This window comes from Collimonas silvisoli, from assembly GCF_018305005.1.
GTDB classification, from domain to species: domain Bacteria; phylum Pseudomonadota; class Gammaproteobacteria; order Burkholderiales; family Burkholderiaceae_D; genus Collimonas; species Collimonas silvisoli.
Genome location: NZ_JAGQEG010000005.1, coordinates 20,437 through 46,765, shown reverse-complemented (window position 1 = coordinate 46,765; position 26,329 = coordinate 20,437). Strand labels below are relative to the sequence as shown.

Sequence of the window (26,329 nt, the reverse complement as noted above, 5' to 3'; positions counted from 1 at the left end):
CTCACGGCTCGACGCCGGTCGAGGTAATCAGCACCGGGTAGTGGCGCAGGCCGAGTCGCTGGGCCAGGTCATTGCCCGATACCGGCGACAGTTGCAGACCCGGTGCGAGGCCACGTAAGGCCTGCAAGGCTGTCGCGTGCTCGACGTTGACGACCAGGCCCACGGCGTTGAGCTTCTGCAGCGCAGGCAATCTTTGCTTGAGCCAGGCGCGCGAACGCGCATCGTCGCCGATCAGGAATAGCGGCCGCAGGCCGGGTGCCTCGATCGTTCGACGGGGTTCTAGGCCCGGTGTCAGCCGCGTAGAGCGCACCGGCAGCATGTCCGCGTCGCTGGCGCGTTGCGGCATCGTCACGCTGCCCGATGGCGTTGGTGTCGCCTCGGGTTGAGGGGCCAAGGCTTCGTAGTAGGGCAAGGCCGAGGTGCCGCCACGGTCCTCAACGACGATCAGTGGCGTTGCGGTTTGCGCGGTGACAGGGGGCAGCCCTGCGGCCAGGCTGATGGCGACGAAAGCATGGATGGGTTTCATGGGCGGTATCCCTTCAGCGAGGCGAGTGTCGGCTCAGGTGCCAGCACGCGGATCAGGTGCCGCTGCACCTGGCGTCGGTAGCGTGCGGCGGGCGTGCCGCCCGCCGGTCGGTGATAGCGGCCAATGGCAAGCAACCAGTCTTCGCCGGGTGTGTGCTGTTCGCGCAGGATGGCGGCGGCGATCGTCAGGTTGCGGTAGGGGTCCAGCAGGCCGCAGGGCGGGACGCCGCGGTGCGCCTGGTGACCGACGTTGATCTGGCCCAGGCCGACATCCACGCGCGTTGCGGATGTCTGGCGCAAGGCCTGCATCAGCCCCGTGCAGGCGGCCTGACGGGTGTTGAATCGTTTCGGCTCGCCGGCAACGTTCAGCGTCCAGGGCCAGGGCCGAACGTGCCCGCGCAGCAGCGTGCCGCTTTCCTGCAGGGCGACGGCGTAAAGCACGGGCGACGGCACGCCGGCCTGATGTGCCGCGATTTGATAGGCCGGGGGCGGGAGGTCCCACGCATGGGCGCAGACGGGCAGGACACTGGCCAGCAACAGCGGCAGCGTGGCGCGGCGCATCGCATCGCTACGGTTGCCGCTGCCATTGACCGTTCACTTTGTGCACGACCGCGGGGAGTTCGCCCGGCAATCCGAGTGATAGCCAGCGTCCGCCATCGTGGTTGAGTGTGATCGTGCGTGCGCGCACCTTGGTCGGATCGAGGTTGGCGTGCTTGGCCCATGCTCGAATGTGCGCGTCGTCGGCGCGGCTGCCGACGACATAGATATCGAACCCGGTACCAGCGGACTGCAACTGCAGCACGCGTTGGTCGCAGGCGGCGCAATCGCTCTTGACGAATACCGCCATGCGGTCGATGCCCGCGGCCGCTGCTGCCGCTTGCGGCGGTTCGCCGCCAGACAGGGAGACACGCGGCATGCCGGGGTAGAGGCGCTGCCAGGCGTCGTCGTAGGCGCGCTGGTAGGTCAGCAGTCGTTCGACACGCCGCGCCTCGGCCTTGGCTTGCAGCTCGGCGTAACGGCGGCGTTCTTCGTCGCTGCGCGCTTCGATGCCCAGTGCGGTGAGCGGGTCGAGGTGAGGCGAATAGATGCCCAGGGGGCCTTGCATCAGTTCCCGGTAGCGCATCCATTCGTCGGCGCGCAGGCCCCAGTCGCGGGCCTTCTGCTCGTCCGCGCGCGCCACCGCCATCGGCTGCTCGCGGCTGGCGGAGGACGGCGTGTTGGCTGTCTCGGCCCGCTGCGGCGAGGCCGCGAGAGCGATCTCCGTCGTCAGGAGCATGGCAAGGAGTGCGAATGCCAAGGCGCGGTAGTGCATGTGCGTCTCCTACCGCGTCGGCCAGGTCAGCCGTCGAACGTCGCTGCCGAGGTGCACGACGGCGGTGTTGGCTTCGATGGCATCGAGCTGCCAGCCGTACGCGTGTTCACCGAGACCCAGCAGACGAGTCTCCGCCAGCGTAGGGCGATCGTTGGGCCGAACGGACAGGAATGGCTCGCCCGCGCGCCACTCGACGCCCGATACCTGGAACGGGAGCGGTGGTGGCGTCGGCGGGGTGGGCGAAGCGGGAGCCCGTTGCCGCGGTGCGACGGCGGGTACCGGCTTGGCCGCGAGTCGTGCTTCCAACCGTTCGAGGCGTTCCTGGAGGGGCGCGAGGCTGTCGGTGCCGAGGCGTTCCCCAAGCGCGTGTTCGACCGTGGTCAGGCGCTGGTGGAGTGGCTGCTGCTCGGTCTCGTAGCGTGCCAGCGGCAGGGCGGTGGGCGATTGGCGTTCCTGATCGATCTGACGGGTAAGCTCGGCCAGGCGGGATTCCAATGCGGCGATGCGTGTCGTCGGTTGGGTGGATGAGGCCTGCTGCCGTAGATGCGTCAGGGCGATGTGCCCGAGTACGACGCCGGTGCTGACCAGTACAGCCCATGCCACGATGACGGCGCGCAGCCACGTGGTGCGCCTGGGACGCCCGGTATCCTGGAGTATGGTCATGGCGTTACCTCCTGAGCCAGTACATCGGAAACGTCGTCCATACCGTCGATGGAGGCGGAGGGCGTAGCCACTGCCTCAGGGAATGTGCCGGTGGTCGGGCGGAAGCAGACTTGGCGGGTGCTGGCATCGACAACCAGTGCCCACGCGGGGCCGGCCAAGGTTTGCAGTGCGTCTCGCAGGAGCAGCGGTCCGATGCGGTGATGCGCGGCCGGCAACGGCAGGTCTTGCAGCAACGCCGTTGTGCTGTTGTCGCAGAGGCGATAGCCCGAGCGGAGCAACACGTAGCGCAGGGCGTCGGCGACGCTGGCTTGGTCGGTTTCCGGAATGCGAACGTCGACCGTCTGCTGCATCAGGTCGCGCTGTGCGGTGGTCGGGACGAGTTCGGCGAGGGTGTAGCGGCCGTAGCGAACAACGGGAATGACGTCCGACGGTTGCGCGGGCGTCGAAGCAAGCGGTGGCGTCCCGCTCGACGTGGCCGGTACCGAATGCGGGGCAGTGGCGCAGCCTGTTCCCAGCAGGCTGAGAACCAGCAGGCTGCATAGTGTGAAGGGATAACGGAAGGGTTGAAGTGCGCGCATGGAACGGGTCGCTGACGTGTCGAACCGTCACCTTCGCTGCTGCGCGCCGCAGCAGCTGCAAACAAAGCGCAAGGGTGGATGACCCGATTTGTGCCGGATGCTGGGGCGAACCCATGCGGAAATGATATTTCTTTGCTATATGGGACAAAAAATGGTACGTTACGCAAAGAATATTCAAAATCTCCTGAAAGGCTATTGCCCGGCTTATGGCTCATCACCTCTCTGATGCTCTGGATGCCTGTGAACGCTCAGGCAAGCTCAATGTGCTGGCGGCGGAGCTGCAGGCAGCACTGCCGGGCGTGAGTCCCGAGGGATTGCGCAAGGCGCTGCACCGCCAGCAGCAACGCGGCCGCCTGGTGCGGCTGTCCCGTGGCTCCGATCACTGGCTGATCGTGCCGCTGCACTATGCGCAGGTCGGTGCGCCACCGTTGGAAATGTGGCTGGATTTCTACTGCCGGAAGACCTTGAGGCTGCCTTACTACGTCGGCCTGCTCAGCGCGGCGGAGAACTATGGCGCCTCACCCTACGCCGTCATGGTGACTCAGGTGATGGTGGAGAAGCCCCGGCGTCCGATCGTCGTCGGACGGCACGAAGTGGTGTTCCATACTCGGACGCGCCTCGAGGAGATGCCCGTCCGATGGCAGGAAACACCGACAGGTCGGTTTCGGGTCAGCACGCCCGAGCTGACGGTGCTGGACCTCATCCAACGCGAGACCATGTTGGGCGGAATCGCTCGGGTTCGCGAGGTGCTGGCGGGGCTATGGCCGCGCTGTGCGCCCGAAGGCTTCACCGAGGCGCTCGATGCGGTGAATAGCCTTCCCGTGGCCCAACGCCTGGGTGCACTCCTCGTGCTTGATCAGCAGGCCGGCTTGGTCAAACCGGTATCCTCGTGGCTGCGGGGCAAGACACTTCGTCTTGTGCCTCTTGAGGGCGAGTTGCCGAGGGACGGGACGTCTCCCGACGACATCAATAAGGACTTCAAGGTCTGGTTACCGGCCAATATTCAAGGAGCAAACACATGATGCAGCAGCACCATTTGACAGCCTGGCAGATGGACGCGCCGTGGCCGCGGCGCAGCCAGGTCGAGCAGGATCTGCGCTTGTCTCGTGGCGTCGCTGCCATCTTCAACGACGATCTGTTGCGCGAGCATCTGGCCATGCGCGGTGGCACGGTATTACACAAAGCCCACTTGGCCCCCGCCGCGCGTTACTCCGAAGACATCGACCTGGTGCTGATCAAGCCCATGGACGGGAACCAGCTTGAGCAGCATCTGCGCCGCATCCTGTCGCCCATTCTTGGGCGTCCGACGGAGCCGCTGATCGCCAATGCCTGGCTGGCGTTGCGCAACGCCGTCCGGCCCTCGCGGATTCTGCGCGTCTCCTACAAGTTCGTCCCGCTGGGTCTGCAGCGCGAGGAGACCATCAAGGTGGAGGTCAATCTCAACGAGAACGCTTCGCTGTTTCCGCTGGTCGACGTCACCATGGCGACGCTGGACGATGACGGCGAGCGAGTGGAGGTCGTTGCGCGTTCGTACGATATCAACGAGATGATGGGGACCAAGACGCGTGCGCTCATGCAGCGCGAGCAGGGCCGCGATCTCTTTGACCTCGCCCATGCATGGCAACTCAGCGAGGCCGGCAGCACGCCATACCGGGTCGACGGACGCAAGGCGATGGAAGCGTTCACCTGGTATCTGGACAACGAGGGCACACAATTCAGTGCGAACGAAGCCAATGATCACCTGGCTGCGCGCCTGCGCAAAGCATCGTTTCGTAAGGACATGGACACCTTGCTCCGGCCCGGCTTGCCCAAGTTTGACGTTGATCGGGCCGCCGCTGTCGTGCAGGAGGCTTACTTCACGCATCTGGCGCCCTGAGGCATCAACGAAGGATTCAATATCACTTGTGGGGGGATGAGTGGACCCGATCAGCAGCTTGTTCTGGAATGTATTCCAGAACGTCCTTGGCAACCGCGTGGATGCCTACCTTTTCGGTGCGAAGAATGCTGCCGAGCCGCCGAATGTGGATCGGGATGAGAGGGCGTCGGAGGCGGATGATGAGGTCGACTCACCTGCTATGCCGCGCCGCTTCGAGAGCTTTGATGCCCGTTACGACATCGAGCGTTTGCTGACCTACGTCGAACAGCCGGTGGTGCACCTGTTGGTGGAGGACCAGCCCAGTACGGCGTACAACTTGCCCGGCTATGTGCTGGAGTCCAAGACAACGGGCGAGTGGTTTGTATTTAGCCGGGGAAGGCTCGCGCTGGAGGGGACCGGCGGCGGGTATCAAAATATGGAAGGCGTCATCAAAATTCTCCGTGCGAAGGACGCCAAGATCGTCGGCTGGGTGATTCGGAAGAGCGATATGGATCGCCTGGAAGACGGTCGTCTGCTCTGGCCAGAGGCGCGGCGAGATCTCATTCCCTTGCTGTCTTACCACGTTGACGACGAGCGCTGGAAGTGGGCGGCGATGAAGCGCGAGTTCGACAAGCTCACGCGCAAGAGCGCTTGATCAACGAAGCTGCTCATAGCATCGAGCGATATACGCGAAACATGTGCCATGACTATTGGATACGCGACACGCCGTCAGGCGGTCTATGAATCTCAGTCCTGGCAGCTGCAGAGTTTGATAGCAGAATTAATCTATAGGGGTAAATCACATGATGCAAACGACTGAAGATCCGCGGGAGCCCGCGATTCAAAACACCATAGTGACCGGCTCGCTGGACGACCAGTCAGAGCAGCTCGCAGCAACCATCGCCTTCGCCATTGGGTTCGCCCAGCAAGGAGGGGCGCCGCTGGCCCTGAACGCAGCGCAGTCCCACAGGTCGCAGCTCTTGGCGCTGCTGACGCCGGCCACCGTAGAAAGCCTCACCGCCGGCGAGACGGTGAACATCGGCTCCGGCCCATCTTTGGATTTAATCGACGACCAAGCGGTGGGGAACTTCGTCGGGTTGGTCCTGTTCGTTGGCGTAGACGCGGCCCGGCTCGCGCTGCTGAAGGCTCACCGCGTATCCATGGTCATCGCAGTGCCGCAGACCAACGAAGAGCGCGCAGCGATCCTGGATGCTTTTCCGGACGCTGGGCGTCTTGACTTCAGGCCTGAGCCCGAGGCTGGCCCGTTACCCGAGATGACACAGTCGCACGCTTCCAAACTCCAGTGGCTGGAGCAGCGCTACGACCTTCTTGCCGCTGACAACTTTGACCGGAAGTCGGCCGAGGTCGTTCTTGGCGCTGGCGAACCGCAGGTCTGCAGGTACTGCGGCAAGTCCGCCCCGGATGTGGCCTTTGACAACATCTCGCACGCCTTCCCCGAGCAGATCGGCAACAAGTGGCTGATCGATAGTCGCGAGTGCGATATCTGCAACACTCATTTCGCCTCAGCCGTCGACGCCCCTTTTGGAGACTGGTCGTTGCTGGCTCGCTCGACAGGCCGCATCCGGGGCAAAAAGAAGGTACCGACGTTCGTGACCTCGGACAGTGATCTTCGGATCGACGTCAAGAACGGCAACCTGAAGCTGACCGTGCGCAACGGCGACCCGCGTCTCAAGTTCGATGACAAGGCCAAGCGGATCGAAATGCGGCTTGAACGTCCGCCATACATCCCGATGGGCGTCTTCAAAAGTTTCGTGAAGATGGCGCTTGCGGTGATGCCTGAACCCGAGGTCAGCAAGTGCCAGCACCTCAAGGACTGGATCTTGGAGAAGAAGCATACCTTTGAGAGCCTCCCTTTTCATCCGCTGATGCTATACAGCCAGTTCATCGCTGGACCGGTACCCAACGACAAGATCAGCTTCATGTTGGTTCGCAGGAAAGCATCGGTCTCGGGGTGTCCCTACCTGATGTTCATGGTTCAGTACGGCAATCACGTTCATCAGATCGCGCTACCGATGCCCAAGGAAGATGGCATGGGCCAGGAGCCGGTGCAGACGTCCCTTGTCTACTTCCCGCACCCGTGGGAAACCGGGGATCACATTGAGGCGTATGGACCGGCGCGGCCCGTTGAGGAAAACCTGTCGTCGCCGGACTTCAGACGCAATGAGCCGTATCCCTTGCACTTCACCTTTGCGGAGGCCATAGACACCACGCCGCCCAAAGCAGATTGAGCGCCATCTCTGTGCGGCGGCGTCGGTAGCGCAAATTGGCTATAAGAGACTTGGCACTCTATCGAGCATTAGGTCTTGGGTGTGCAGCGGTCATTTGAGATGCCACCCATCGAATGCCGGTTAACGAACGCAGCGGCCGCCAGGATCATCTGTCGCGAGTGCCTCAGAAAGCCATAAGCAGTCCATCAAGAAGAATGCCTAGTCGACTGCTTCTGGCCGAACGCCGACACTTCGCCCCGCGTTCCCCGAAAATTCAAGAAGAATAAAAAAAGGCCCCGAAGGGCCTATGAAACCCTCGCTAGAGGGAGAACACGCGTGAGGATCACGCTGCGACCAGTTGCCTGGCCAGAGCCACTTCAACTGAATCGCCGCCCTGATTCAGCACGTCGAGCCCGGAATCGGGAATGTCCCCCGACGTGCTCTGCGACACCATGATTTTCTTGGCCATCAGCTTCAGACAGTCCATCTGCGATGTTGCCGTGTAGCCGAGGAAGATCACACGCACCGGCTGCGTTTGGCCGATGCGCCACGAACGGCGGGCAGCTTGCTGAAGGGTGTAGACGTTGTAGCCTGACTGCATGAACACGATGGTGGGGAACTCCAACAGATCCAGGCCGGTTTTGACCAGCTCAGGGTTGGTGATCACCACATCCACGCCGCGATCCACCTGCTCGGCTACCCAGTCTTCACGGCGAGACGGATCCACGCTTGCGCGCAGCACCGCTACCTTGAAGCCTTCCTGCTCGAGCAGCACCTTCAACCGCGAGGTGGTATCGCGCGTTCCGGTGTAGACGCTGTAGACGAGGGTCTTGCGGCCGGCTGCCTTTTCTTCACGGCAGATGTCGATCAGTTCGCGCTCCTTGGGCATCACGGCACGCTCGTGGAACTGAGCTGGCGTGAACGCCAGGAGTTGGCGCGTGCGTGGATGGCTTACCGACTCCGCCCGGAAGCAGCAATCGGCCCAGGCCAGCAGCACGTTGAGGACCACACCCAGTAGCGTCGTATCCCGCTTTCTCAGAGCCTCCTTGAGCGCCGTGGTCAGGGTGCCGGACAAGGCGCGATAGGCTGCGGCTTGCTCGGTCTCCATGGCGACTTCGCGGAACTCCTCGTCATACGAGGGCAACACATTGCCGCCGATATCGCGCAGCTTGAGGAACACAGTGAACGGCAACACGCAACGCATGATGCCCTTGGGACCAAAACCCGGCGCCTTGACGGTGCGCACGGTGATCTTGTTGCCTTTGGCGGTCTTGTGAGCGTTGCCCGTGCTTTCGCTGTAGATATCCTTCAGGACGCCGTGATCGCGCATGAAAGCCATCCCTGCCGAGGCTAGGCTGCCGCTCTTGGACGGCCGGTAGCCATCTTCGATCATGCGGCCGGGCAGGGTACGGAACAGCAACGCAAACAGATCATCCGCGTAGCCGCCCATCAGCGTGCCGGTGAGCACCAGGGATTTGCGAACCTTGGCGGCAAGCACGCCCATGGCCTGTCCCTGCGCCGAGCCGGGGCTTTTGTACTCGTGCCCCTCGTCGACGATGAGCAGATCGAAGAAGCCCTGTGGCAGATAGCGTTTGACGAACTCCGTCGGTTGATAGCCGCCTTCGCCGAAGCCGAACTCCATGTTCGCCATAGCCCGTTCCATGCGCTGGGCCTGACGATCGGAGAAGACCAGCTCGCCGTTTGCATCCATCAGGTTGATGAACTCGAACAGGTTGTCGCCGAGCATCGAGGCTAGGAAGCCGTCGCCGAACTTCTTCATCAGCTTCTGCGCGGTAGCTTCGCCGATGGTGGGAATACGCTTCAACGCTTTGAGCACTGCGGACGATCGATCTGTACCCGACAGGCTTCTGGGACGCATCAACGTCCACAGGGCGCTGTTGCACTGGCTACACTTGCGACGGGTTTCCTCGGCCTCGAGTTCAACCGCTGAAATCGGCTCACCGTCCGTATCGAGGATCACCTGGCCGCAGTGCGGACAACCGCCAAAGTAACCGCTGCGCGATCGAAGACGCACAAATGCAGGACGCCAGTGGAAACCCATGCGCATGCGCACGCGCCCCATCACGAAAAACTCCTGGCCATCGGCTTGCACGCCCAGTTGCTCGCGCAGCTTGAGCAGCTTCACCAGCGTATCGGGACCGTTCAAGACCCATACCTTGGCGCCGGGGACGGTCGAGAGGATTTCTCGGCGCCACTTATAGACCAGGTGCGGCGGCGACAGGACCAGGGAACGGCGATAGCCTTCGGCTCGCATGACCACCGCGGTGGCGATGGCCATGATCGTCTTGCCCGTGCCCATCTCGGCGTTGATGACGGCAGCACGCTCGTTGCGATCGAGCAGCAGCTCGGTTACCGCGTGGACGACGTCGGCCTGGGCGGGGAACAGTTGGCGCTTGAGGCCAGCGAGTATGACTTGCCGGTGGGCTTTCGCTTGGCCGGTGTAGACCGGTGGATTGGCTCGATTGAGAGATTCGAGCAGGTCGTCGCCGAACTCACCGACGAAGTCGTTGAGGCTGATGTTCAAAGGGGAAGCTTCGGCTTCGAGCAGATCGCCTTGTTGCGATGCCTCGTCGAGTTCAGCGGGCAAGGTTGTGAGATCGAGGGTCATAGTGATGCTCCAGATGAAGTGGGGCATACACCAGCCCCCGAGGGGCAGTGAGATGCCCCTGGGGTTGGGATGACGGCGAAGGATCAGTATTCGGACGGCAGCAGCAGCGTGGTCACGCTGCGGTCCCATTCCGTGATGATCCAGATCTTCAGGTCAGGTGCGACTTGGTAGGAGGAAAACAGCCGATCGTCGCCAGACAACAGCGCGGCGTCGTTCTGCTGGCGGTCGTTGTCGTCCAAGTCTCCCCAGTCGCCATCAAGGTGGCGACGCAGGAGGTCATTGGGATTGAAGCGACCTTGTTGAATCAGCGAATCGACACCTTGAGTCACTACGATTTGACCGGGTGAAAAACGCACGTTGGGTATTGTGCTGATGAACAGTGCTTGGTGTGCCATGGAGATGCCTCATAGAAAAGAGGGGCCACGGCACCCCATCGGGGCGACTGGACCCCGGTGGGTGAAAAGCGATGACAGGCACGTTGGGCCCGTCGATGGGACTATCGTGGTACTCGCGTTCGGGCCTCGAACGCCAACGTGATGTGCGTCGCGCTGCGGTCGGCCAGCGTGAACACGCTCAGGCAGATATCGCGAGTGACGATGTACAGGGACTCAAGCTGCTCCCCGGTCTTCTGGGCCGCATTGTTCGCCTGCCAGAGGACGTCGTCGACGTCACCCCAATCGCCACGAACGTGGCGGTGGAAAAACGGCATCGGGTCGAGCCGCCCTTCACGCATGAGACGCTCAACGTCAGGACTGAAGATCAATGCACCGATCGGGAACAACGTGGTTGGACTTGCCATGGATGTCTCCTGGATAGAGAAGGGGCCGTCGCCCCAAGGGCGCTGGGCCCGCTGGGGTAGGGATGCCCTATCGGGACATCACGGTTTGGCGGTTTCTCCCTCCAAAAAGATGTTGGTGATGCCTTCCTCGCTGGTTTCGATTAGTAAGTGGAGCTGGCGATTCACCGCATAGCGCGAGGTGAGTGGTCCATCAATCGCAAGCGAAGCGTCGTTGCTCAGACGCGTGTCGCTATCGACGTCACCCCAGTCGCCACGCATATGACGGCGAAGAAATTCGATAGGATCGATCAGGCCATTGTTGCCAAGCCAGCGGACTTTCTCACTCACATGAAGCGTGCTGAAGCAGAAGAGTGGGAGCGACGTTACTTTCCGTGAAGCGGAATGAAAGCGGATGAACATGGTGACCTCCTGAGGGTGTCGATTAATGGGTGTGCCACCGGGTTGGGCGGCAGTGTGTTGCGGTTGAAAACGGGGGGGAGGACATCCGGTTACCGGATCGTCAGCACCTGCCCATGGGTCACGGAACCGGGAGTCATATCCCAGGCCCGGATCACGGGGACGAAGCGGTCGGTGAGGATGCGTGTTTCGGCGATGGAGCCGTCGTCGCGTTCGGTGTATTCGCGGGTGAGCGACTTTTCCTTGTGGGTGTCGCCCTTGACCACGAGTACACGTCCGGTCTTGGACTGAACCACTCCGGAGATCGCCCCCGCGGCCAGCGCCAAAGCCAGATGCCAGTGGGACAAGGCACGCGCCGGCGGTCGCAGCGACTGCTGTGATGCGCCCAGATAGGTGTCCATCGAGGGCCAAAGGCCTTGCAGTCGCTGAACTTCGTCGGCGAACTGCCCGGGTTCCATGGTCACTCGATAGAAGTGCTCCGGTTCCGACGGGCTCACGGGGACAACGTACGGCTGGAACGGCCACTCGATGGGCAGTTCCTCAGCTTCGATCACGCCTTGGCCAATCTGCAGCAGCCGCTCGCGTACGGCTCTGGATGCGTCCGTGGACTGGTCGCGCTGGCGCGTGCGCCGGCCGTAGATCACCACTTGCTTGAACTGCGTCTCCACCGCTCGGTAGATGCGCAGGTCGGTAAAGTGACGGGTCAGCCAGCCGACGAGCTCGGCATCGAGCACCGAATACGGCACGATGAATACCAGCAGGCCGTCGTACTGCAGCAACGGCAAGCAGCGTTGATAGAACAGCTTTTCGAGCCTGGCCCTGCCTTGACCCTGGTAGCCGAGATTGCCATTGGCATCCTTGGCGAGGTCGCCGTAGGGCGGGTTGAGCCACATCAGACCGAAGACCTGGCGACTGATGATGGTGTCCATCAGGTCGCCATGAATACAGCGGTCCACCAGATGCCGGGCATGCTCGGCGCGCGAGGCGTCGTACTCCACGGCGTAAGCCCGTACCTGCTCGCGCCCGAGGGCGTGAGCGGCTTCGGCGATGGCAACGCCTTCGCCGGCACAGGGGTCGATGATGCTCAGCGGCCCAGCGGCAGGCGCCAGCGCATGGAGTGTGCGTTCGAGCGTTGCTTCGTCGGTCGGGTAGTAGCCGGCCTTGGCGAAGTTGCGTGCGATACGAGGGAACATGAGAGCCATGAAATTCTCCAGGTCGAGGATGAAGGTGCCGGTGTGCGACGTGCGTCCCGACGGGGCGTGGCTCAGGCCACTTGCAGTTGTGGTGCGGGGATGACGGGCTCGCACGGTGTGGTGCTAAGCCTGCCGCTGCGGATCAACTCGCCCAGGGCTTGGGACAGTGCCGGCACGTCGAGCGCCAGACGGTGACCTTCGAGGGGACCGAGGGCCACGGGTAGCCGGTTGAGCATGGCCCGGGACTGCAGCAGTTCCAGCACCACGTCCCGCCAGTGATCGAGCAGCGGGAGCGGACAGGTGTCCCGGGTGAGCCGCCACAATCGGTCGATGCGGTGCGACGAATCCCGGGGAAGCAAGGCAAGCGCGCTGGCGTTGGCCTTGTCGGGCCGCACGCAGCGTTGGTCGTAGAGCCAGAGATGGACGATGGAGCCGAACAGGGTGCGCCGGAAGGCGCGGGTCGACTTCTTTTCCAGTTGATCGGCGTGGCCGACGAACACCGGAATCGAGCCGCCTTGTTCGCTGATCAGATGGAGCTGGTCCAGTCCCTGTTCGTTCCGACCCAGGGTCAAGCGGGCGAGGAATTCCTGGACTGCGGTGTCGCGCGCCCAGGCGGAGAGAAAGACCAGGTTGCCTTGCTCGTCGCCGATGTAAGCGTCGGCCATGAGGTCCGGGCACTCGTCGATGCGATATAGCGTGGTGGTGGTGGTGGATGAGAGGGGCATGGTGTTGTCCTAGATGAAAGCGCGGGGACGCACTGCCCCAAGGGGCAAGGAGCGTCCCCTGTGGGTTGATGTGATGATTGATACGGAGCAATGCCTCCGTCTTCCTGAGTCTTGCGGAGACAGGCGCGTGACGGAGCCTTGCGCAGTAGGTGATAAACGTTGAGGGAAGAGCGCGACCAGTGCGTAGGCACCGTAGCCTCGAAGGTCTCGGCTACTTGGGCATGTAGCCGGCAACGCCGGCAGACATGGGCGCAGCATGCGCGCACGGGCGCTGGCAGGTGAGCGGAAAACCGCACCGTTGCTTGCCCCTGTTTGCGGTGAACCAAGTCAGTGGCGTGACTACTTTCGGGAAGGCTGGCAGCCCGCGTTCGAAACGTAAGCGGATCGCTATAGACGGATCGCCTCGAAGAACGGGTTAGGTGCCGTCATCAACCGACTGCCAATGGCCGCAGAGTTGGCAACTTCCGCCCCACATGGGAACCGTAAGTTCGCTACATTCGTCGCAGCATTGGGGGTACTCGCCCTTTGCGCGCATGCGAGCTTCCAGTCTTGCCCCATGGGCCTGAGCGAACTGGTAGAGCTCGTCCAGAAGCATTTGCCAAATGTCGTCGGCTTTGAAGTCTTCAGCGAGGTCACTTTGCAGTTCGTCATGTGCGAAGGCGAATGCGAAGCTCAGTGCCTTGCCGACGATGATCTTTGCTTCTTTTTCGGATGCCCGCCATTCGTAGTGCTCGATCGCATTCCGCGTGTTCCGCAGAGACTTGAGCGTGCGCTCATCGTCTTGGGTAAATGCCATGTTACCGATCGACTTGAGGCGGACGATTGCGGTGTCGACCGTCACCGTTCGCGCTTCGAGGCTTGGATACTTGTCGACGTTTTCCCAGACGAATGCGGGATGGATTCTGCGAAGTCGCTCCTTGAGGAGTAACTCAATGCAGTGCGCCGAAGCCGTGATGGAATGCTTTAGGCGAGCGTGTTTGGAGCCGATAGATTCGGTCGCAAGCAATTCGACCGCCTGGCGAAGAGAATCCTTGGCGTTGTTGAGCAAGTCGAATTCGATGACGTTATGTGCAGCCATGATGTACCCGCTGGCGGAGTAGCCGTAAGTTGACAAAATTGACCCACAACACTGCAATCATACGCGCCGCTCGGTAGCCGCCGCGCCAAATGTCCGGAACATGGACAGAAACGCAATCTTCGCTTGCCCCGCAGATGGGTGACGAGCAAAAAAAACGGACCCAGCCCGTGATGGGCGAGGTCCGCTGTGGTTAACGTTCTCTTTGAAAGAGATGGCATCGCGCATACGGTGGTTCGGAACCGTATGCGAGCGGAGGCCTAGGATGAAAACGACGGGTGTCGGAGCGCCGCGCGTACGGCGATGGGATCAGTGGGTGGCGATCAGGAGCCACTCTTGCGTCAGCGGCTTAAACTCGTACCCCAAGCCGTTGAGGCGAACGCACTGCTGGCGCAGCGTCAGTCGATCGACGGTCGAGTCGAGCTTGACGACGGCACCAAGAGGCCACAGCGGACCGAAGAGTTCGGCATCGGCGCTGTGTACCGTGTCGATGCCAGGCGACGCCGCTGGGGTATCGGGCGTGGTCGACGAGGATTTCGCTGCCGTCGTTACAGCGGGCTGCGGCCTCTCGTTCGGGACCGTCTCTTCATCGATGGGATCGGGCTCCTGCGTCGCCAATTTCGAAGCGTCGTCGTTGCTCAGACCATCGACGCCCGAGAGCGTCATACCGGCCAAGTGAGCCCGGACTTCGATCACCATGCGCCCCGCAGTGGCGTATGAGTACGGATAGATGCGCTCGACGGCGAAATCGCCGTCGTACTTCCCCTCGCGATACTGCTCCAGTTCGGCATTCTTGATGACGAACTCACCGATGGATGTTGCCAGGCGACCGACGTTGAAGGCGCCGTTGCGGCCGTGGATAGTCTTGATCGCTAATTGACCAGAAAGGGTGATCATGGAAATCTCCTGAAGATGAACGCGCACACTCGCGGCTGGCGACAAAGCCAAGCGGCGAGCGATCGCAGAAAAAAAGGCCCCGCGCGAGACGGGGCCGGAGGGCAGAACTAGCCAGCCATTGCCATGACGGGCTCATCTGCAAGGACGTCGTTTTCGGCTAAGCGTTCATCCACCTCAGCCTCGGGTGAGGTCGCGGAGGAGTCGGGCCTAGCAGATGACTCCGGAGCGGACAGCTCCGATGCCGTTACCGGCGCAGCTTGAACCACTGCTTCGGTGATCGCTTTCGGCTTCGCTCGATAGACTTCGTTGCCGTCAACCTTGACCATAGCGATGTTGCTCAGCGTGGACTTCATGAAGGGAACCCGTTCGCCTACGTCCTCGCCCTTGGTACGGGTGAAGAAGTCGGTTTGCATGTCCTCCAGCTGAAAGCTGATCAACACCTTGCGCTTGGCCCGGATGTCGTCGGCATACTGGTCGAGTAGCGCGGCCACCAAGGGATCGGTGACGTTGACATCGAAGTACCGGTACTCCGCTTCGTCGGTCGGGCCGTTGAGGGCGGCGATGGAGCAGCGGCGCAGAGAGGTATTGCCACGCCCCGGGAAGATGCGCTTGATATAGCCGATGCCGTGGGTGATGAGTCGGTGGTGGACCATTTGCTGAAGCACCGACACATCGAGCACGCTGGCTTTCAACAATCGACCCTTCAAGTTGACAGCGGTCTCACCGGCATGTTCGCCCGTCGTGCGTACGAAGAGGTCCGGCCAGAGGTCACCCAGTCGGAAATCGATCAGCACGGTACGGCCCGCCTCGACATCCCGCATGTAGCTGCGGACGAGATCCTGCGCTTTCGCACCGGACACGCGCACGTCGAAGTAACGATAGACTGGTTGATCGGCCGGTCCACTCAACGCACTGATTGAACACGCGAGGAAGGCATCGCTTTTTTTGCCTTTGGGCTTGACCTCGCGGATGCGCTTGAGGAAGCCGATGCCTGTGGTATGGATGTTGAAGAAGGCCTTGACGTTGGGTTGGGCGTTCGATGAGGTGGTCATGGTGAATCTCCTTAGGTGATAAGGCGGAGACACACCCGACCCGGACGGGAGGTGTGGAACCCCCGCGTGGGTTGAGGAACAGGCATCGCCGTCGATAACTAGACGGTCGTTCGCGCTGGATGCCGAAGCGAACTGGTTGGGTCAGCACGATGGAACCGTGCCGTAGCCTTGATGACCCGGGCTACCTGGGCATGTCGCCGACCTTCGTCGACGGGACATGATTTCAGCCTAGCGTGGCAGAGCAAGGGAGCAGCAAGAAATCGGACGCGGCGTGCCCCCGTATTAGGCGAGTCTGCTGGGTCCTGCGCTATTTGGATGGCACCGCTTCGAACGAGAGGTGGGTCGCGGTGGCGGAGAGCTGGAGATCGTCCTCGCTATCGAGGATGCGTGCTAATACATCCTCCTGTGGGTTGATGAACTCGGCAAAGTCGTCGCCACCAAGTTCCGCGCGAGCCCGTGCCCACCAATCGTCGAAGGGATCGACGTCCGGGTCGCAACCAACCGCATAGGCCAGTCGTTTCTGGCGGCCCTCGTCGGTGCGCTCGCCCAACTCGGCCAGGAAGTAGACACCCTGGTCCTTGACGAGAATGACGCGGCCATGGCCGGCGACGGCCTCTTGCAGTACCGGGCGCAGATCCGCGCCTTTGAAGATCAACATGGAATGTCTCCTGGGGAAAAAAGCGCTTCTCGCCGAAGTGGCGAGAAGCGGGTGGGGTTAGTGCGGAGTCCGATGCTCAGTGCCGGGTCGGCTTGCGTCCACGCGGCAGTACGTCGATGTGGATGCGGCGCCACTCGCCATCGTCGATCAGACGCGCGAGGGTGTCGCCGAGTGAGTCGAAGAACACCGAATCGACCCGCTCGATCAGCACGTCGCCCTGGTGTAGCGCTAGGACATAGGAATCGCCGGCGCGCTCGTAGAGCACGCTCACTCTTCCGGTGAACTTGGCGGTGGCGACGGTGAAACTGATCGTCGGTGGCGTCGCGATGATGTCTTTCGACAGGGGATCGACCAGGGCGAAGTCCCGGGCGCCTGCGTCTACGAGCAGGTGGGTGATACACCGGATGCCGTCGGGGGCCGGCAGCGTCTCCAGTTGACGGATGAGGTCCTGCAGTTCCGGGCAGCGTGGTTCGGGAACCGGCAGCTTCGCAGGCGCGGAGCCGAGAATCATCCGCTTGACGACATACGGGGTGCCGTTGGCGGTGTACTCGGTTTGTTCTTCAGGTGTATCGGCGCGCTGGCCGTCGAAACGGCGCCGCACATAAGGTTGGACATGCACGTTGGCACCTTCGTCGGGCTCCGGTGTCGTCAGGTGGCGATCCAGAACCGCGAACTCGGTGCGTCCGGTCTTGACGACGATGGCTTCGTCGGTCTTGGCGATTACACGTCCCGAGAACGCTTGGGGATCAACGTGGAAGCCCAGTTGGGACTCCTGCCGTTTGCCGTCGAAGATGCGAAACTTGAAACGACGGGTGTTGCTCGGGACATGACCTGCCACCAACTGGGGCAGTTGGTCGCGGATGGCTTGATGATTCATCGGGGAAACTCCTGAAAAGTACCAAGGGAGTCCCGGCCCACAAGGGAGGACGTCCCTTGTGGGTGAGCGGTGCGAATGGCACCAAGAAGAGAAAACCAGCGCGATACATCGCGCCGTAGCCTCGAAGGTCTCGGCTACCTGGGCATGCAGCTGGCTACGCCAGCAAGACATAACCGCAGCGTGACGTATGTCGACCGCGCTTTCCGGTTGAAATGCGTATCGATGAACGTCCGAATTCCGATGCGGAAATAAATGACGCTCCCGAAGGAGCGTCTAAGGTGGCGTTATTGCGTTGTTGATACCAGGCGGCCGTCAGCTCGACATCCATTACTCGCCCACCTCCCCGCGCTTGGCGGATAGGTTGGTTCTGAAGTCGCGGGCCATTAGGTGGGCTCCATGGTTTTGGCGATGGTCTCTGCCTGGACGCGCAGGATTCGCTCCCTCGCCCTGGTGAACATTTCGCAATCACGTTCAATGCCGACGAAGGAACGTTCAGTGCGTACGCAGGCAACGCCTGTCGATCCGCTTCCCATGCAGTTGTCCAATACAGTGTCACCGGGATTTGAATAGGTCTTTACGAAGTACTCCATCAACGCCACCGGCTTCTGCGTGGGGTGGATTGATTCACGTTGCTTATCACTTGCAAAGCGAAGGACGCTGCGTGGGAAGCGCTCAGTTGAGTCGTAGGAGCTGGTTCCGGCCTGGCGACCGTAGTTGCTGCTCTGATGCCTCGTGCGATCAGCAGTGGCGGACTTCCTTGTATGTCCGAATGTCTTGATCGGGTTATAGGTCGGCATCGATCGATAAAAGACCAATACGTTTTCATGTGCCTTCATTGGTGCTCGCCGCGCGTTCATATGACCCGTGGCGCTGGTCTTCTCCCAAATCCACTCATAGCGGAGCATTTTTAGATTTGAGCACCCAAGAACCTTGTCAAAGGGTGTCTGAGCGGTGAGAACAATGGCCCCCGTGCAGATGCGCAAGTAGTGCGGCCACAACTCAGGAAGAGGCAAAACGCTGTCCCACTTATTGCGCGTGGTGCCATACGGAAGATCGGCCAGAATTAGCTGCACCGAAGCATCGGGCACGGATTTTAGGAGCGTCATGCAGTCGCCATGCATGAGGGCTAGCTCAGTCATTGCCCACCTCCGCAAGGCCTGCGCCAAGTCCGGTAGAAAGGGGGATTGCCCGATCACCGGATTGTTGTTTAGCCAAGCCAAAGAAGCCCCCGTAGGGGCTCAAGAGACAAGGCGCCATTCCGCAAGCAGCGGGAGACTTTCCAGCAACGGTGCATCCGGTCGAAGATGAGGACCCTGCTGGGAGCGACCGCATCGGGTTGCGAGAAGGATCGACTGTTACCAGCCGTGGTAATGCAGGATCAGGTCGGCGATGACCTGGCGACGCCCCAGATCGAGGCCGTTTCCTAAGTCGGATAGTCCTTCGAAGCCGTAGCGCCGGAGTAAGGCATCGCCGTCGTGGGCGTTGTAGAAACTCGCCATTGCAGCGAGGAAAATCCGCTCGCCGCCACTGAGTACGCCGAGGGATTTTTGGAACATCGGCATGTTGGGGCGCAGATCCCATTTGTCGGCGGCGCGCTGCAGCCCCTCGCGAGTGCCGTCACCGAACCATTGGGCTCCGGCGATCATCACGCCGCGTTTCCATGCCTCGAAGAAGGCGTCCGGTGCTTGCTCTGCGTGGCGGAGTTCTGCGTCGATCTCGTCGATGATTTCTTGCGGCAAAGAATGCGTCATGACATTTCTCCAGATGGGTGAGATATCAAGGATGGGGACGCTGCTGCCAGCACCCTGTGTCCAGGGCGAGGCCGGCGGTGCGCCGCGTCGGGAAGTACTCGATGGATTCGCGCGACACCGGTCCATCCTCATCGGCGGTGCCGATGTAATAGCCGGCAGAACTCCTACAAATCTGTAGGGGTAAGCGCTTGTCCATGTAGTTCAAGGCCAGATAGCCAATGGACTCGCCCCGGACCTGTTGATCGCGAGACGGGAGTGATGGAGTCGCATGTGTCATGGATTTCTCCGGTTGAAGGAAGGGATATGTTTCGAAGGACGTGGACATGCCCAGGTGGAAGACAAACGCATCGGCGTCGTGAAGACGCTCGTCCGCTGGCGATGCGGTGCGGACTGGCGGGTCGCGCGGGAGTACCCGCGGCAGCCTGGAAACCCTGGCTGCTGGCATGGCGCCGACAAAGCCGGCTACACACCGCGCGAGGATCAACCCGCGCGGACCGAGCGTCCTGCAACAATCGGATGCGGGTGGTCCCCGGATTGACGTTCCGTTACGCGATAGGACACGCACCGCGGCAGCAGGGTTTAGGCGGGGTATTGCTCGATGTTCGCGGTGCTCGTACCGGTTGAGTTCGGGGCGTGCGTGATGTGCTCGGTACGAGGGCGCTTATTGGGAGGTTTCGGCCTACCGCCAGGGTCATGCCAGCGCTTGCAGCAGGCGCTTGCCCAGCCATGCCACGCAGGGCACAGCCATGGAATTACCGATGGCCTTGTAGCGCGGTGCGTCCGCCGCGGGCTTGCCGCGGTATGGCACCAGGGTCCAGTTGTCAGGCATGCCTTGCAGACGCTCGCATTCCACCGGCATGAGCCGGCGCACGCGCCAGGTTGAGCAGTCGGGCTGACCGTCTTCGCGTGGTGGCGCGGGGCTGTACTGGAAATGCGCTTCCATACTCGGCATGAGGACGTGGCCCTTGTCGCCGCCGCCGCTGCTGGCACGCAGGGTGGGCGAGAGGTCTCCGCCCAACTCGGCGATGGTGCCGTGGTTACGCCCGCGGATGGCCACACTGGCGACTGCGGGAATGCCGTAGCCGGCCTTGCCGGAGGACATCAGCGTGCCGGTGAGCTGGCCGTGGCCGGATTCGAGCCGCAGCTCGCCACGGGTGTTCTGCGCCCAGGCGACCGAGGTGTTGCCAGCGTAGGCGGCGCTGATGATGGGTACGCCCCGGCCGGTGCCGTCTTCGCTGCAGCCTTTACCGTTGTTCGCGGTCCCGAGGGTATGGGTGATATGGCCGGTGACGGATTGCGCGACGAAGGTCTCGACCTCGAAATCGCACTTATGGCCACGAGCGGTCAGGCAGGCGGCGCGCTCCAGCGGGCCGCTGGTGTTGCCGCCGCCGAACGACAGGGAGACCTTGCCGTAGGCTGGGTTCAGTCCTCCTGTGCAGCTGCCTGGGCGGAGAGCGCCTGGAGCAGCAGCGTCGGCAGGGATTTGCCACGGCGCGTAGCCCTGCGCAAGATCCCCGCGCAGGCCAGCCGACTCAAAAAGTACCGCGGCGGGATCGAGGTCGTCACGAGCACTTGCGACAAGAAACACACGCTTGCGGCGCTGGGCGATGCCGAAGTATTGAGCATCCAGGACCCGCCAGGCGATGACCCGCTGGGGGCCATACACAGCACCAGCGTGCGTCCAGCGCGCCCCTGCAGGCTGCAATGGGTGCTTTTCCCCAGCCAGCGCGCCAAGCAGGCAGCCAAAGGCATTGGCACGGTCTGAGAGGACGCCGGGGACGTTTTCCCAGACGAGGACCGAGGACGGGCGACGGGTTTCGAGGCGGGCTTGGTCGATAGCATTGGCGAGCTCCACGTAGCTGAGGGTGAGTGCACCGCGGGGATCGGCCATGCCCTGGCGAGCGCCGGCGATGCTGAAGCTTTGGCACGGCGTACCGCCGACCAGAATGTCGGGGGCTTCCACGGTGCCGCGGCGGACCTGGCCGGCGATGCCGGTCATGTCGCCCAGGTTGGGGACGGCGGGGTGATGGTGGGCTAGCACGGCGCTGGGAAAGGGGTCGATCTCGGAGAACCAGACCGGCTGCATGCCCAAGGGCTGCCAGGCGAGGCTCACGGCTTCGATGCCGCTGCACACGCTGCCGTAGTGCAATGGGGGTGCTACGTGATGGGGGGATAGTTGGGTCATCGTCTTCTCGCCAGGTTGGGGGGGCAATGGGCGTGAAAAGCGCACCGAAGGCGCGTGCCTTCGGTGGGAGAGAGAGAAGCCACCCATGGGCTGGCGCAGGAGCGTGGCCGTCGTCATGGCCTGCCGCCGCATCAGCATTCACACCCGACCCGTTTCGTGGCTGGGGTCGGTACTTGCTGGCGCACATCCGCGCACAAAAGGAGCCCGTTGTTTCACCGGCGGGCACCGGCACCGATTACCGTCGACCCGGAGGGCCTCCTGACGACTCGCAGGGCAAGCGGTCAGGAGGCCCTCCGTGGACGGCGGAACTGCAAGCGATGAGAGGTGCCGCAGGTTGCAGCTGGTGACAGGCCGTCTTCACGACCGTGCATGGGCACTGGCCGCGCGCGCCATTTCAGAAGCGGGTCGGCGCGCTTGGGCGGCCTCGCACGGCGAGGCTTGGGCAAGAAGGAGTTGGAACCGCTTAGCCGGGCTTCCTAGGCGTGGAACGCTTCGACTTGCGAGGCGCGCTGCGTTTGGCCTCGATGGCGATGGTGCCCTTGCACTCGGGGTAGCGGCTGCAGGACCAGAACGGGCCGGTCTTGCCGCTGCGTTGCCGGGTGGCCGCGCCACAGATCGGGCAGATTGGCCCTTGGGGAATCTTGATCGCTAACTGGATGCCGCGGTACTGCTGGACCAGTTGGGTCACCCAGGCCGACTGCTTCATCACGAACGCATCCAGGGTCAGGGAGCCTGCTTCGATCATGTCCAGCGCCTGTTCCCAGATCGCGGTGGTGCCTGGATCGGCAATGGCCGCCGGCACGGTGTCGATGAGGGTGAATGCGGCATCGGATGCACGCACTGTACGTCCCTTGGTGAGCAGGTAGCCACGCCCGAGCAGGCCTTTGATGATGCTGGCGCGAGTGGCTTCGGTGCCGATGCCTGTGGTGTCCTTGAGCTTCTGCTTCAGGCGCGGGTCGCTGACCAGCTTGGCCACGCCCTTCATGGCCTTCACCAGTTCGCCCTGGGTGTAGGGGCGCGGCGGCTGAGTCGTCATTGCCTTGAGGGCTACTTGTTCGACGCGGCACTGCATGCCTTCTGATAGCTGCGGCAGCACTTGGCTGCGCTGAGGGTTGTCCGCTTCGGCTTCGTCCGGAGCTTCCTCGACCAGGACCTGGCGCCAGCCCTGCGCGACGATCTGCTTGCCGATGGCACGCAGCGATTCGCCCGCGCAGGTAAGCAGCACGATGGTGCGGTCGTACTCGTGATGGGGTAGGAATTGCGCCAGGAAGTGCGCGCGGATCAGCCGGTAGACGGCCCGTTCCTTCTCGCTCATGGTCGACAGGTCGGCCGGCTCCAGCGTGGGGATGATGCCGTGGTGGGCGGTGACCTTGGCGTCGTTCCAGGCGCGCGAGCGCTGGCTGGGGTCGAGTGCGTCGATGATCGGGCGCAAGCTCGGCTCGGTGGCCACCAGGGCGGCGAGGACGGTCGGCACTTCAGCCAGCATGCTCTCGGGCAGGTAGCCGCAATCGGAGCGGGGATAGGTGGTCGCTTTATGCGTTTCGTACAGCGCTTGGGCGATGTCCAGGGTTTCCTGCACGTCGAGGCCGAAGCGACGGGAGCAGACTTCCTGCAGGGTGCCGAGATCGAACAGCAGCGGCGCCACTTCGCGCACGCGCTCGGTAGTCACCGAGGTGACCTGCGCCATGCCGCCGGTCCGGATGCGATCGGCCGCCACCTGGGCGGCGGTCTGGTTCAGGCAGCGCCCTTCGGCGTCTGTCTGCCCCTCGGGCGGCAACCAACTGGCGGCGAAAGCTTGCACGGCTTGGGACAGGCCCACGTCGACGACCCAGAACGGCACGGAGACGAAACTGGCGATCTCGCGGTCGCGATCAACCACCAGCCGCAGTGTGGGCGTCTGCACCCGGCCTACGGATAGCACGCCGTCGTAACCGGCTTGGCGACCGAGGACGGTGAACAGCCGGCTGAGGTTCATGCCGATCAGCCAGTCCGCTCGCGAACGCGCTAGCGCCGAGTGATACATCAGGACCGTTTCGTCCGAGCTCTTCAGGGCGCCCAGCGCCTTGCGGATCGACGCATCGTTGAGCGCGGACAACCACAGCCGCTTGATTGGGCCGCGGTAGTCGCACAGCTCAATGAGTTCGCGAGCGATCATTTCGCCTTCGCGATCGGCGTCGGTCGCGATCACCAGCTCGCTGGCCTTGGTCAGCAGTGCCTTGACGACTTTGTATTGCGTGGCGGTCGTCGGCTTGATGTCGACGCGCCAGCGCTCGGGGATGATTGGAAGCTGCTCCAGGGACCAGCGCTTGTACTGCTCGCCATAGCTTTCGGGTGGTGCTGCTTCGATCAGGTGACCGATGCACCAGGTGACGGTGACGCCCGGACCGTTGTAGCAACCACTACCGCGTTGCGAAGCACCGAGGATGCGGGCGATGTCCTTCCCCTGGGAGGGCTTCTCGCACAAGTACAACTGCATACCGCCTCCGCTTATCAGCCTTCGATAGGCAGAAGCCTGCGGCCGGCGACAGGTGAGCACCGCAAACAACGCGGCATGCCGCTTCACCAGTTTGCGGCAGGCGAAAGTTCAACGGCCATCGGCTTGGGGATGCTGAGGAGCCAATGGCCGTGGCAGCGGCAAGGACACCCGCAGATCTGGATGTGCAGCGGGCCAGTGGAACGCGATGGAACTCGTTGGAGTCTTGGCGCATCGCGATCCGCTTCGGAGGGAAGGATCGAAAGCAGCGAAGCGATCCCACCCAACTTCATCGTGGGCTATATCCAGGTATAGCTATAGTGGTGTGTGGTAGCGGCTGCACCAATGCAGCTGCTACCGCGCATGCAGGTTACTCGTCCGCCTTAGTCGGCCGGCGCGGAGTCCGATTTGGGCTTCATCGTGACTGCGTCGAGCCGATACGGCAGGATGCCGACGCTGCGAGCATTGATCTTGTACGTGTGGCGCGGCTTGTCGTCGCTGTCTTGCCAGTCATCGCGCTCTTCGCGTCCGTACACGAAAACGCGCATCCTCTGCTGATAGAGCGTGCTCCAATGTTCGGCGTCCGTGTGCCAGACCTCGACCGGAGCCCAGAAGCCACCACGGTCTTCAAAGGTGCCATCCTTGTTCGGCACTGGATTGTCGAAGTAGACGTTCAGGCGCAGCAAGCGGCGCGGCTCTTCATTGCCGTTGGGAAACTCCCGATACTCGGGAGGCGAACCAATGTTGCCTTCACCAAAAAAATGCGTGCTCATTGTGGACTCCTTGGTGGATGGAAAATCCCGCCGCTGCGAATCAGCGATGCAGGAGGTACAGGCCGAGATGCGCCCGATTCAGTGCATAGGACGTCGAGACTGGTGCAGTCATGGCGACGACCTGGCTGGCGCATGGCGTTGGGCGTCTTGCTCGATCCGACGCAGGTACACTGACTCGGCATGTGCGAACTTGCTGGCGCATTCCTGTGCTTGCCGGGCCAGGCTGTGAATCAGGCTGATCTGCATGTTTAGCAGGGCGCGCTGCTGCTCCAACGTGTACAAGTCGGCGATCAGCGACGCGGGGGTGGCCGGATTGACGATCAAGGTCTCCCATAACGCCACGCCCATCTTCGATCGATCGAGATTGCGCCAGCGCAGGAAGACCGTCCCTGCACCAGTCGTCTGCTGGGCCAGTTGAACAGGCAGCAGGTTGAAGGGATGCGCCCGCGCTTGCGCCAGCACCCGACGCTGCGCCAGGCCGATCAAGTCGCCTCTGAGCGCCGCGCACTGACTGGCCCAGGTCGCGAGCGCTCCCTTACCTTTAAAAGGTTGTAAAAGGCCTTTTAGGTAGGCAGCCTGTTCCAGGCGCTGGAAGTCTGCTTGTTCCAGTGCGGTGACGCGGAGCTGGGAAGCGGAAGGCCGGTTCATGCGGGCTCATCCTCGTCGTCACCGGCTGAGGGCACGGCATCCTGAGCGCCAGCTGTCGCGTTGGCTGCGTCGTTGCTGCTATCCGGTTCGGTGTTGCGGGTAGTCGCCTCGGTGCGCAGGCTGTCGCGCCGAGGTAGCGGCGGTGCAAATCGCGAACGGCGGACGCCTTCGAGCACGTCCTGCGGCAGAGGGCCGAACTTCTCAAGCGCAAGGCGAGCCGCAGCGTTGTTCGCGGCGAAGTCGTCGCGTTGGGTACCGGAGTAGCGGTATTGCTGGGCCAGGGAAAACAGACTGCGCAGGGCATGTGCCCCCTCATTGAGCCAGCGCTCGAGGGTGCTGCGGTCGATCAACGCGGTGTGATGGGCCAGAATGAGTTTGCGGGCGATCTCGTCGTAGTCGGCGAGCAGGTAGACGGCCATGAAGCCGAGCTGAGCGTTGACGAACAACGGCAACTTGACCGGCTGGACGTTGAGGTTCTCGCCAAGAGACAAGGCCGGAGGCACGTCTGCCAACGCCTGGTCCACTTGCTCGCGCAGCGTCTGCAAGGTAGCCCGGGTCTGCTCCAGCTTTTCCTCGATGCGCAGCATCCACCAGTCGGAGTAAGGGTCGTCCTGCTCCGACCCGCGCTTCATCTTGTTCATGATCGAGATGTACCCATTGAGGCCGATAATGCCGGCCCGCCCCTCCGATGGCGCTCGTCCGTGCCAGATGCGCGAGGCATGATGGGTGTGCAGTGTCAGCGCCATGGCGCTACGCAGCGACCCCAGGTTCAGCTGCAAGGATTCCGTTTCGTTAGCCATGTTGACGACTCGCATTGAAATACAGAGTCGCCAGCATCGGCGTCAGCCGGAAGGCCGTCAGTCATCAAACCGCACTAGCGTCTGGCCTTATTTGCGAAGTTTGCCGGCTTCCGATGCCTACACGCCGGCCAAGGGGCAGTTATCACCGCGAGTGTGACCATATTCGGTGGGAAGGCAGTGTGTTCCTCTATACCAGTGGTATAGCCTGTGGTGGACCGTGTTGGACGTGGCGCGCAT

Annotated in this window: 29 protein-coding genes; 5 read left to right on the top strand and 24 right to left on the bottom strand. The window is 62.4% G+C overall.

Annotation, left to right across the window (positions count from 1 at the left end):
- Window position 1: 1 nt before the first annotated feature.
- Genes KHU33_RS02130 through pilL2 form a run of 5 tightly spaced genes read right to left on the bottom strand, consistent with a single transcriptional unit; the run spans window position 2 to window position 3,078 of the window.
- The gene (locus KHU33_RS02130; RefSeq protein WP_407928234.1) at window positions 2-517 is read right to left on the bottom strand and encodes an integrating conjugative element protein; all 516 of its coding nucleotides are present in this window, start codon (window positions 515-517) and stop codon (window positions 2-4) included.
- A gap of 5 nt (window positions 518-522) precedes the next feature.
- Complete coding sequence (locus KHU33_RS02125) at window positions 523-1,086, bottom strand: transglycosylase SLT domain-containing protein (RefSeq protein ID WP_211460860.1); 564 nt, start codon at window positions 1,084-1,086, stop codon at window positions 523-525.
- Between the two features lie 7 nt (window positions 1,087-1,093).
- A complete protein-coding gene (locus KHU33_RS02120) occupies window positions 1,094-1,837 on the bottom strand; it encodes a TIGR03759 family integrating conjugative element protein (protein WP_211460859.1) in 744 nt (247 codons plus the stop codon).
- A gap of 9 nt (window positions 1,838-1,846) precedes the next feature.
- On the bottom strand, window positions 1,847-2,500 hold the full coding sequence (locus KHU33_RS02115; RefSeq protein ID WP_211460858.1) for a P-loop NTPase family protein: 654 nt from the start codon (window positions 2,498-2,500) through the stop codon (window positions 1,847-1,849).
- Complete coding sequence (gene pilL2, locus KHU33_RS02110; protein WP_211460857.1) at window positions 2,497-3,078, bottom strand: PFGI-1 class ICE element type IV pilus protein PilL2; 582 nt, start codon at window positions 3,076-3,078, stop codon at window positions 2,497-2,499. The genes KHU33_RS02115 and pilL2 overlap by 4 nt, the downstream gene beginning before the upstream one ends.
- 206 nt (window positions 3,079-3,284) lie before the next feature.
- On the opposite strand from pilL2, the gene KHU33_RS02105 reads away from it, so the two are divergent.
- From KHU33_RS02105 to KHU33_RS02090, 4 genes are all read left to right on the top strand, one after another.
- Window positions 3,285-4,100, top strand: a complete 816-nt coding sequence (locus tag KHU33_RS02105; RefSeq protein ID WP_211460856.1) for a type IV toxin-antitoxin system AbiEi family antitoxin domain-containing protein — start codon at window positions 3,285-3,287, stop codon at window positions 4,098-4,100.
- Window positions 4,097-4,954: a nucleotidyl transferase AbiEii/AbiGii toxin family protein gene (locus KHU33_RS02100; protein ID WP_211460855.1), complete on the top strand. Its 858-nt coding sequence runs from the start codon at window positions 4,097-4,099 to the stop codon at window positions 4,952-4,954. Before KHU33_RS02105 ends, KHU33_RS02100 begins: the two co-directional genes overlap by 4 nt.
- Before the next feature lie 40 nt (window positions 4,955-4,994).
- The gene (locus tag KHU33_RS02095) at window positions 4,995-5,588 is read left to right on the top strand and encodes a hypothetical protein (RefSeq protein WP_211460854.1); all 594 of its coding nucleotides are present in this window, start codon (window positions 4,995-4,997) and stop codon (window positions 5,586-5,588) included.
- Window positions 5,589-5,736: 148 nt separating this feature from the next.
- Window positions 5,737-7,182 (top strand): HNH endonuclease, encoded by a 1,446-nt coding sequence (locus tag KHU33_RS02090; protein WP_211460853.1) that lies wholly within the window; start codon window positions 5,737-5,739, stop codon window positions 7,180-7,182.
- A gap of 322 nt (window positions 7,183-7,504) precedes the next feature.
- On the opposite strand, the gene KHU33_RS02085 is transcribed toward KHU33_RS02090, so the two are convergent.
- The 11 genes from KHU33_RS02085 to KHU33_RS02035 all read right to left on the bottom strand — a co-directional run bounded on the left by KHU33_RS02085 (window position 7,505) and on the right by KHU33_RS02035 (window position 17,462).
- Window positions 7,505-9,790, bottom strand: a complete 2,286-nt coding sequence (locus KHU33_RS02085) for a helicase-related protein (RefSeq protein ID WP_211460852.1) — start codon at window positions 9,788-9,790, stop codon at window positions 7,505-7,507.
- Between the two features lie 83 nt (window positions 9,791-9,873).
- Entirely contained in the window at window positions 9,874-10,185 is a 312-nt protein-coding gene (locus KHU33_RS02080) for a hypothetical protein (protein ID WP_211460851.1), read from the bottom strand.
- A gap of 101 nt (window positions 10,186-10,286) precedes the next feature.
- Window positions 10,287-10,589, bottom strand: a complete 303-nt coding sequence (locus tag KHU33_RS02075; protein WP_211460850.1) for a hypothetical protein — start codon at window positions 10,587-10,589, stop codon at window positions 10,287-10,289.
- Between the two features lie 78 nt (window positions 10,590-10,667).
- Window positions 10,668-10,988, bottom strand: a complete 321-nt coding sequence (locus KHU33_RS02070; RefSeq protein ID WP_211460849.1) for a methyltransferase — start codon at window positions 10,986-10,988, stop codon at window positions 10,668-10,670.
- Window positions 10,989-11,077: 89 nt separating this feature from the next.
- The gene (locus KHU33_RS02065) at window positions 11,078-12,187 is read right to left on the bottom strand and encodes a DUF6094 domain-containing protein (RefSeq protein ID WP_211460848.1); all 1,110 of its coding nucleotides are present in this window, start codon (window positions 12,185-12,187) and stop codon (window positions 11,078-11,080) included.
- A 62-nt stretch (window positions 12,188-12,249) separates the two neighbouring features.
- Window positions 12,250-12,903, bottom strand: coding sequence for a hypothetical protein (locus KHU33_RS02060; protein WP_211460847.1), 654 nt, complete (start codon window positions 12,901-12,903; stop codon window positions 12,250-12,252).
- A gap of 415 nt (window positions 12,904-13,318) precedes the next feature.
- Window positions 13,319-13,981: a hypothetical protein gene (locus KHU33_RS02055; RefSeq protein WP_211460846.1), complete on the bottom strand. Its 663-nt coding sequence runs from the start codon at window positions 13,979-13,981 to the stop codon at window positions 13,319-13,321.
- Window positions 13,982-14,287: 306 nt separating this feature from the next.
- Window positions 14,288-14,875 carry a DUF3275 family protein gene (locus tag KHU33_RS02050; protein ID WP_211460845.1) on the bottom strand — a complete coding sequence of 196 codons (588 nt, stop codon included), beginning with the start codon at window positions 14,873-14,875 and terminating at the stop codon, window positions 14,288-14,290.
- A gap of 107 nt (window positions 14,876-14,982) precedes the next feature.
- On the bottom strand, window positions 14,983-15,927 hold the full coding sequence (locus KHU33_RS02045) for a DUF3577 domain-containing protein (protein ID WP_211460844.1): 945 nt from the start codon (window positions 15,925-15,927) through the stop codon (window positions 14,983-14,985).
- Between the two features lie 307 nt (window positions 15,928-16,234).
- A complete protein-coding gene (locus tag KHU33_RS02040; protein ID WP_211460843.1) occupies window positions 16,235-16,585 on the bottom strand; it encodes a DUF3085 domain-containing protein in 351 nt (116 codons plus the stop codon).
- A gap of 76 nt (window positions 16,586-16,661) precedes the next feature.
- Window positions 16,662-17,462, bottom strand: coding sequence for a GTPase (locus KHU33_RS02035; RefSeq protein WP_211460842.1), 801 nt, complete (start codon window positions 17,460-17,462; stop codon window positions 16,662-16,664).
- 75 nt (window positions 17,463-17,537) lie between these two features.
- On the opposite strand from KHU33_RS02035, the gene KHU33_RS02030 reads away from it, so the two are divergent.
- Window positions 17,538-17,714: a hypothetical protein gene (locus KHU33_RS02030; protein WP_211460841.1), complete on the top strand. Its 177-nt coding sequence runs from the start codon at window positions 17,538-17,540 to the stop codon at window positions 17,712-17,714.
- A 131-nt stretch (window positions 17,715-17,845) separates the two neighbouring features.
- On the opposite strand, the gene KHU33_RS02025 is transcribed toward KHU33_RS02030, so the two are convergent.
- From KHU33_RS02025 to KHU33_RS01990, 8 genes are all read right to left on the bottom strand, one after another.
- Window positions 17,846-18,601 (bottom strand): DNA-methyltransferase, encoded by a 756-nt coding sequence (locus KHU33_RS02025; RefSeq protein ID WP_211460840.1) that lies wholly within the window; start codon window positions 18,599-18,601, stop codon window positions 17,846-17,848.
- Between the two features lie 216 nt (window positions 18,602-18,817).
- Window positions 18,818-19,213, bottom strand: a complete 396-nt coding sequence (locus KHU33_RS02020) for a hypothetical protein (protein WP_211460839.1) — start codon at window positions 19,211-19,213, stop codon at window positions 18,818-18,820.
- A gap of 25 nt (window positions 19,214-19,238) precedes the next feature.
- The gene (locus KHU33_RS02015) at window positions 19,239-19,490 is read right to left on the bottom strand and encodes a hypothetical protein (protein WP_211460838.1); all 252 of its coding nucleotides are present in this window, start codon (window positions 19,488-19,490) and stop codon (window positions 19,239-19,241) included.
- A gap of 414 nt (window positions 19,491-19,904) precedes the next feature.
- Window positions 19,905-21,398, bottom strand: a complete 1,494-nt coding sequence (locus tag KHU33_RS02010; protein WP_211460837.1) for a DNA cytosine methyltransferase — start codon at window positions 21,396-21,398, stop codon at window positions 19,905-19,907.
- A 463-nt stretch (window positions 21,399-21,861) separates the two neighbouring features.
- Window positions 21,862-23,874: a DNA topoisomerase III gene (locus KHU33_RS02005; RefSeq protein WP_211460836.1), complete on the bottom strand. Its 2,013-nt coding sequence runs from the start codon at window positions 23,872-23,874 to the stop codon at window positions 21,862-21,864.
- A 380-nt stretch (window positions 23,875-24,254) separates the two neighbouring features.
- Window positions 24,255-24,644: a single-stranded DNA-binding protein gene (locus KHU33_RS02000; protein WP_211460835.1), complete on the bottom strand. Its 390-nt coding sequence runs from the start codon at window positions 24,642-24,644 to the stop codon at window positions 24,255-24,257.
- Window positions 24,645-24,752: 108 nt separating this feature from the next.
- Complete coding sequence (locus KHU33_RS01995; RefSeq protein WP_211460834.1) at window positions 24,753-25,292, bottom strand: DUF3158 family protein; 540 nt, start codon at window positions 25,290-25,292, stop codon at window positions 24,753-24,755.
- A complete protein-coding gene (locus tag KHU33_RS01990; protein ID WP_211460833.1) occupies window positions 25,289-26,092 on the bottom strand; it encodes a PFL_4669 family integrating conjugative element protein in 804 nt (267 codons plus the stop codon). Before KHU33_RS01990 ends, KHU33_RS01995 begins: the two co-directional genes overlap by 4 nt.
- Between the last annotated feature and the right edge of the window lie 237 nt (window positions 26,093-26,329).

Bases quoted from the DNA above. Each gene is read 5' to 3' on its own strand.
- KHU33_RS02125 (WP_211460860.1), bottom strand. From the start codon at position 1,086: ATGCGCCGCGCCACGCTGCCGCTGTTGCTGGCCAGTGTCCTGCCCGTC.
- KHU33_RS02120 (WP_211460859.1), bottom strand. From the start codon at position 1,837: ATGCACTACCGCGCCTTGGCATTCGCACTCCTTGCCATGCTCCTGACG.
- KHU33_RS02115 (WP_211460858.1), bottom strand. From the start codon at position 2,500: ATGACCATACTCCAGGATACCGGGCGTCCCAGGCGCACCACGTGGCTG.
- pilL2 (WP_211460857.1), bottom strand. From the start codon at position 3,078: ATGCGCGCACTTCAACCCTTCCGTTATCCCTTCACACTATGCAGCCTG.
- KHU33_RS02105 (WP_211460856.1), top strand. From the start codon at position 3,285: ATGGCTCATCACCTCTCTGATGCTCTGGATGCCTGTGAACGCTCAGGC.
- KHU33_RS02100 (WP_211460855.1), top strand. From the start codon at position 4,097: ATGATGCAGCAGCACCATTTGACAGCCTGGCAGATGGACGCGCCGTGG.
- KHU33_RS02090 (WP_211460853.1), top strand. From the start codon at position 5,737: ATGATGCAAACGACTGAAGATCCGCGGGAGCCCGCGATTCAAAACACC.
- KHU33_RS02085 (WP_211460852.1), bottom strand. From the start codon at position 9,790: ATGACCCTCGATCTCACAACCTTGCCCGCTGAACTCGACGAGGCATCG.
- KHU33_RS02080 (WP_211460851.1), bottom strand. From the start codon at position 10,185: ATGGCACACCAAGCACTGTTCATCAGCACAATACCCAACGTGCGTTTT.
- KHU33_RS02075 (WP_211460850.1), bottom strand. From the start codon at position 10,589: ATGGCAAGTCCAACCACGTTGTTCCCGATCGGTGCATTGATCTTCAGT.
- KHU33_RS02070 (WP_211460849.1), bottom strand. From the start codon at position 10,988: ATGTTCATCCGCTTTCATTCCGCTTCACGGAAAGTAACGTCGCTCCCA.
- KHU33_RS02065 (WP_211460848.1), bottom strand. From the start codon at position 12,187: ATGGCTCTCATGTTCCCTCGTATCGCACGCAACTTCGCCAAGGCCGGC.
- KHU33_RS02060 (WP_211460847.1), bottom strand. From the start codon at position 12,903: ATGCCCCTCTCATCCACCACCACCACCACGCTATATCGCATCGACGAG.
- KHU33_RS02055 (WP_211460846.1), bottom strand. From the start codon at position 13,981: ATGGCTGCACATAACGTCATCGAATTCGACTTGCTCAACAACGCCAAG.
- KHU33_RS02050 (WP_211460845.1), bottom strand. From the start codon at position 14,875: ATGATCACCCTTTCTGGTCAATTAGCGATCAAGACTATCCACGGCCGC.
- KHU33_RS02045 (WP_211460844.1), bottom strand. From the start codon at position 15,927: ATGACCACCTCATCGAACGCCCAACCCAACGTCAAGGCCTTCTTCAAC.
- KHU33_RS02040 (WP_211460843.1), bottom strand. From the start codon at position 16,585: ATGTTGATCTTCAAAGGCGCGGATCTGCGCCCGGTACTGCAAGAGGCC.
- KHU33_RS02035 (WP_211460842.1), bottom strand. From the start codon at position 17,462: ATGAATCATCAAGCCATCCGCGACCAACTGCCCCAGTTGGTGGCAGGT.
- KHU33_RS02030 (WP_211460841.1), top strand. From the start codon at position 17,538: ATGGCACCAAGAAGAGAAAACCAGCGCGATACATCGCGCCGTAGCCTC.
- KHU33_RS02025 (WP_211460840.1), bottom strand. From the start codon at position 18,601: ATGACTGAGCTAGCCCTCATGCATGGCGACTGCATGACGCTCCTAAAA.
- KHU33_RS02020 (WP_211460839.1), bottom strand. From the start codon at position 19,213: ATGACGCATTCTTTGCCGCAAGAAATCATCGACGAGATCGACGCAGAA.
- KHU33_RS02015 (WP_211460838.1), bottom strand. From the start codon at position 19,490: ATGACACATGCGACTCCATCACTCCCGTCTCGCGATCAACAGGTCCGG.
- KHU33_RS02010 (WP_211460837.1), bottom strand. From the start codon at position 21,398: ATGACCCAACTATCCCCCCATCACGTAGCACCCCCATTGCACTACGGC.
- KHU33_RS02005 (WP_211460836.1), bottom strand. From the start codon at position 23,874: ATGCAGTTGTACTTGTGCGAGAAGCCCTCCCAGGGGAAGGACATCGCC.
- KHU33_RS02000 (WP_211460835.1), bottom strand. From the start codon at position 24,644: ATGAGCACGCATTTTTTTGGTGAAGGCAACATTGGTTCGCCTCCCGAG.
- KHU33_RS01995 (WP_211460834.1), bottom strand. From the start codon at position 25,292: ATGAACCGGCCTTCCGCTTCCCAGCTCCGCGTCACCGCACTGGAACAA.
- KHU33_RS01990 (WP_211460833.1), bottom strand. From the start codon at position 26,092: ATGGCTAACGAAACGGAATCCTTGCAGCTGAACCTGGGGTCGCTGCGT.